Origin of the sequence: Chitinophaga sp. (genome assembly GCF_036569125.1) — a bacterium.
GTDB lineage: Bacteria > Bacteroidota > Bacteroidia > Chitinophagales > Chitinophagaceae > Chitinophaga.
Genome location: NZ_DATCRF010000741.1, coordinates 1 through 5,014, shown reverse-complemented (window position 1 = coordinate 5,014; position 5,014 = coordinate 1). Strand labels below are relative to the sequence as shown.

General features: G+C 49.3%; 5 protein-coding genes. 2 read left to right on the top strand and 3 right to left on the bottom strand.

Going from position 1 to position 5,014, the window contains the following annotated elements; translation table 11 throughout:
• On the top strand, positions 1-240 hold a 240-nt coding region (locus VIM87_RS27480; protein WP_332000085.1), incomplete at its 5' end, for a DUF4846 domain-containing protein.
• A gap of 25 nt (positions 241-265) precedes the next feature.
• Here the strand turns inward: VIM87_RS27480 and VIM87_RS27475 are convergent.
• Positions 266-1,138 (bottom strand): AraC family transcriptional regulator, encoded by an 873-nt coding sequence (locus VIM87_RS27475; protein WP_332000084.1) that lies wholly within the window; start codon positions 1,136-1,138, stop codon positions 266-268.
• Positions 1,139-1,228: 90 nt separating this feature from the next.
• Here VIM87_RS27475 and VIM87_RS27470 point away from each other — a divergent pair, with 90 nt between their 5' ends.
• Entirely contained in the window at positions 1,229-2,338 is a 1,110-nt protein-coding gene (locus tag VIM87_RS27470) for an alkene reductase (RefSeq protein ID WP_332000083.1), read from the top strand.
• 199 nt (positions 2,339-2,537) lie between these two features.
• Here VIM87_RS27470 and VIM87_RS27465 read toward each other — a convergent pair whose 3' ends face one another.
• Together VIM87_RS27465 and VIM87_RS27460 are read right to left on the bottom strand one after the other, a co-directional pair.
• Positions 2,538-3,494: a hypothetical protein gene (locus VIM87_RS27465; protein ID WP_332000082.1), complete on the bottom strand. Its 957-nt coding sequence runs from the start codon at positions 3,492-3,494 to the stop codon at positions 2,538-2,540.
• Between the two features lie 176 nt (positions 3,495-3,670).
• Positions 3,671-4,429 (bottom strand): basic secretory protein-like protein, encoded by a 759-nt coding sequence (locus tag VIM87_RS27460; RefSeq protein WP_332000081.1) that lies wholly within the window; start codon positions 4,427-4,429, stop codon positions 3,671-3,673.
• Positions 4,430-5,014: the final 585 nt, after the last annotated feature.

The window sequence follows — 5,014 nt, the reverse complement described above, 5'->3', positions numbered from 1 at the left end:
GTATTTGTGCAGAAGGGTGACCCCTACGGCCACGCCGTTACAGTGATGGACATGGCCTATAACCCTGTAACGAAGGATACCATCTTCCTGCTTTCTCAAAGCTACATGCCCGCTCAAAGCATTCATGTTCTGAAGAATCCTGTAGATGGCAATTTATCTCCCTGGTATTCCCTGAAGGCTGCGGATCCCATAGAAACGCCGGAATGGACTTTTTACCGGAAAGATCTGAAGACATTTTAGCAGGCAGGTAAAACGCTCACCCTTTTTAATTTTTAATTTTTTCCTTTTGACTTTTCCGGTACTCCACCGGGCTTACACCGCTATATTTCCTGAACTGCCGGCTCAAATGGCTTTCGTCTGTAAAGCCCAGCTCACCGGCAATCTGGCTAATGGTAAGCGTGCTGTAAGCCAGGCGTTGCTGCACCAGCTTTATTTTATAATGGGTAATATAATGCTGCAGGCTTTCCCCGGCAAACTTCCTGAAATACTCGCCTACATAGTTTGCAGAGAGATTAAAATGTGACGCCAGGTGCTCGATCTTCAGCTTTTCCGGCAGGTTAATGTGCTGGTGAATATACAGCAGCATGCGGTTGATCAGCGGCTCTGATTCCAGTCCTGTAGCAGTGCTGCCTGCAGTACCGGCTACATTGCGGGCCAGGATGTTCAGGATCAGTGTTACAAAATGCTGCAGGTTCTCTTCATGGTAAGATTGTTTTTGCTCATACTCATCCACCATGCTGCTCATGAGAGTAGCGATCATATCACAGTCGCCCGGGTTTTTTACGAGCAGCTCCTGGAAACGGTTATGGTGCGAGAAGATATGTTCCAGCTGTTTAAGCCACTGCGTAATACGTTCCCGGTCCTGCTCATTTTTACACTGCTTCAGGAAAACCTCCGAGAAGCGGATGGAGCAGAAACGGGTAGGCGTTTCAATGTCAAACCCACGGCAGTCCAGCGGTGTAAAAAGGAAAATGCTTCCCTTGTGGTATGGGAATTTATTACGGTTCACCTCACGCATGCCCTTGCCTTCCAGGATGCGCACGATCTCAAAGAAATGGTAGATCAGCGGGCGCTCATTCCAGCATTCCATATCAGATACATACAGCTCAAAAGGCTGGTGTAAAACTTTGTGTTCCATAACCTGCCAATTTACAGGAAAAACCTTGTTTTATCACTGTTCTGCTGTAGCGGCTACCGGTAATTTTGATGCCAGAAAAATTAATGTATCATGAGCTTGAATGAAAAATTGCTGTCGCCATTAGTTACTCCTGGCCTTACGTTCCGCAACCGGGTAGTAATGGCGCCTATGAGCAGGCACCGGTCAGTAAATACCATCCCGGGGCCTTCTGTTGCCACTTATTACGCGCAAAGGGCCGGCGCAGGTTTGATCATAGCGGAGAACAGCGCAGTAGCGGCTAACGGTGTCGGCTATGTGGATGCGCCGGGCATTTATAATACAGCCCAGCAAGCCGGCTGGAAACAGGTAGTGGACCAGGTGCATGCCCGCAATGGAAAGATCTTTGTACAGCTGGTGCATACCGGCCGTATAGGCCACCCGCTGAACCATGAAGGGGAAGCGCCGCTGGTGGCCCCTTCTGCAGTAAGGGCAGCTGGTATGATGCGTATTTCCGGGGACCGGCATTTGCCCATGCCGGAACCACAGGCGCTGAGCATTGCCGGTGCACAAGCCATGATCGATGCACATATACAGGCTGCTGAAACTGCTATAGCCTTAGGTTTTGATGGTGTAGAGATCCATGGCGCGCATGGCTTTTTACCGGAGCAGTTCCTGCACCCGCACACCAACCGCAGAACCGACCGTTATGGCGGCAGTATTGAGCACCGCAGCCGCTTTTTACTGGAGATCGTGGAAGGCGTTACAGCAGCCATTGGCCGGGAACGTACGGGCATCAGGCTCTCCCCTTTTGCAGGGTTGAACGACCTGCCTCCGTATGCCGAAGAAGCAGCCACGCACCTGTACCTTACCGATGCCTTGCGGCAATTTGATCTGCTGTACATCCACCTCTCTGATCAATCCTCCAACGGACGCCCGCCCATACCGCAGGAATTTTTATGGGAGGTGCGCAAACGCTTTCCTAACCTGCTGATGCTGGCCGGCGGTTATACCGCCGCTTCTGCCGAAGCTATTTTACAATCCGGCCTGGCCGACCTTATAGCATTTGGCCGGCCTTTTATTGCCAACCCCGACCTGGTGGAGCGGTTCCGGTTGAATGCGCCGCTAACAGCCGGCGATGCGGATACTTTTTACCAGGGTGGCGATGAAGGATTTATTGATTACCCGGTTATGCACCAGGATCCGGCGCCCTGTGGCGTGTGACCACAGCCTTGTTTCTCCTGTGCACTCCCTATGACTTACCTGTACCCTGCCTGTTTGGGTAGGTACCTCTCTTTCCGCCTATCCCCACAAAAAAGCGGCTGGCCACCTTTACGGATGGTCAGCCGCCATTAGTTAACAATCAGCATATTAATACATCAGCGCATTCATTTGCACATCTGCATATCCGCACATCTGCACATTAATACGTGATCCCCGGGAAGGTTGCACGTGCCTGGTTAAACTGCGTTTCGTAGGTGGAGGTCCAGCCGAAAGCCGTAGTGGCTTGCGCTTTCAGGTTGCGGCCTACTGCGCCGCTCCAGAAATGTACAAACTCGCCCATGTTCATTGCCCGGGAATAATTCTGCCCGCTCTTTGGAAAATACTGCGCCAGCAGGGTGAAATATTTATTTAACCCTGCAGAGCCGCCCAGCTGGTAAATGGGATAGAACCAGTTCTTGAACCATTGCGTGCCGGCGCGGGGAAAGTTATCCGAACCATTGATCACCAGGTTATACCAGCGGGTAGCGTCAGCTGTTCTGCCCAAACCTTTATATACATCGTAAATAAAGATCTCAGCCCATTTACTATCGCCCCAGATGCCAAAGGCCGGGGAGTTATGATAACCTTTGGAAGCGCCTTCCACAATGTGCGCTACTTCGTGCGTGGTAATATCCAGGTCGTTGCCGGTGCCGGATAACCAGGCGCTGGTGCTGTTGGAGCCTACATCTATCACGTTGCGGTTATCATGGCTGGCATCAAAATAAGTGGAGGGGTGGCCGCCGCTGTACTTGCCGGTATGGAAAATGGCAAACAAACGCGGGTCTGAGCCAAAGGAGCCATATAAGCCTTTGGTGTAACGCCATACATCGCCCATATAAGTATTGGGCCAGGTAACGCTGCTGCTTACATCATTGTCAAAATACACGGCTACATCATCATCATAGAACTTGCGGTTTAAGAGCTGTACATGCTCAAACCAATGCTCCTGCCAGGTAGCCGGCGGCGCTGCCAGGGCAGCTATGGCAGAGGATTTTACAGCAGCATCCTTACCGGACGGTGAAGGAATATTATCTCCCTTGCCACAGGAGCTTAGTAAAGAAAATAACAGAACGGGAATACTTAACATAGTGCTGGTTCTGAACGATTGTAAGTTCATGCGGTTTAGTTTAAATAATGAAAAAAACGGGTGTTTGCGGCTGCCGGGTTACAACAGCCGTGGGTTACGGTTCGTGGAATAAATAGCGCTGCTTAAAGTGGACCGTCTGCTCATCGCTCCCTGATGAGAGAATAGAATCGCAACGCTAATGTGCTCAGCTCAAATTTTAATTACAGTTATAATGCAGGATTTTGTGAATAATCGGACCACAGCTGGTCAACGGATTTACCCGTTAGCTGGTTCCAGGTATTGCCGGTGTAAGTTCTGTTACGGCATGCGGTGTTCAGGTCATTCACAATGCTGCTGCGTACATGCAGCTCCAGCCAGGCCAGGAAGCGTGCAGTTACACGATAGGCATCCGTGTATTTTTGCGAAGCATTCCAGGCCGGTAATGACCAACCGGCAGGACCGTTATTTACACCAAATTTATAACGTGCATAATCGGCGATCCCTTCTGTTAGCCAGCCGGGTGTGCCGCCGGTGTAATGCTGCACGATGTGCATTACTTCATGGGTAACTACGTCAATGTCTTCCGGGTGGCTATGGAACCAGGCCGCACTGAAGGTAGTAACGTCGCCTGACGTGTAGGCTACGCCGGTGTAGTTCGGGTCTATAACAAACTTCACCTGTTTGGTAGCGCCGGTATAAAAACGATTTAGCAACTTTGGATAAACGGTGAAGAAAGTGTTGATCAACCGTTGATATTCCGCAGTATCAAAGGTACCGTCATTGTTGGTGAAGGTAAGCGTGTAACCGTTGCTGGTGTATACTACGGTTCCCACGGGCTGTACAGCCTGTGCCGTTACGCCTTTGTTTACAGACAGCTCATTAGTGACGGGTACATCAGGTGTGACAAGTGATGTTTTGCTACAGGCAGAAAGTAAAAGCATACCTACTGCACCGGAGATAATGGAGTTTTTAAGAGGAAATTTCATTTGATTTCGGGTTTTTCATTCGGGAGCTTGATGAGTACAGCGATCTTATGAAATATAAGCCAATCCTTTTTATTTTCATAAATTTTTTTCTGCTGAACCCCAGTGCCATATCGATTTTGCAAATGAATTGATCAATTTAGCTTTCTGATTTTAATATGATGAGGCAGCCTTTAACCGGAGGTGCAACGACGGATTTTACTCGCTTGTTTGAATAAATATTTAGTTGTGGTTATCGTATAAGCTACTTAGTTTTTTTTGTGGTAAATAGCTTTCCACCGGAGGTGCAGCGATGGACTGCGCCCGCTTGTTTGAATAAGTATTTAGTTGTGGTTATCGTATAAGCTAGTTTTTTTTTAGCTTTCCACCGGAGGTGCAACGACGGACTGCGCCCGCTTGTTTGAATAAATATTTGACGTTGGATAATCGTATCAGCGCTGTTAAGTTTATTAGGCTTTATCAAGCGTGTGACACCGGGCAAGGTCCTTTCGTTTGCACCTCCGGCAGCAGCTGAGCAAATAGATGAGTAGTGATCTTGCGAAGTACGCGTTCAGCGTTCAGCGTTCAGCGTTCAGCACTCAGCGTTCA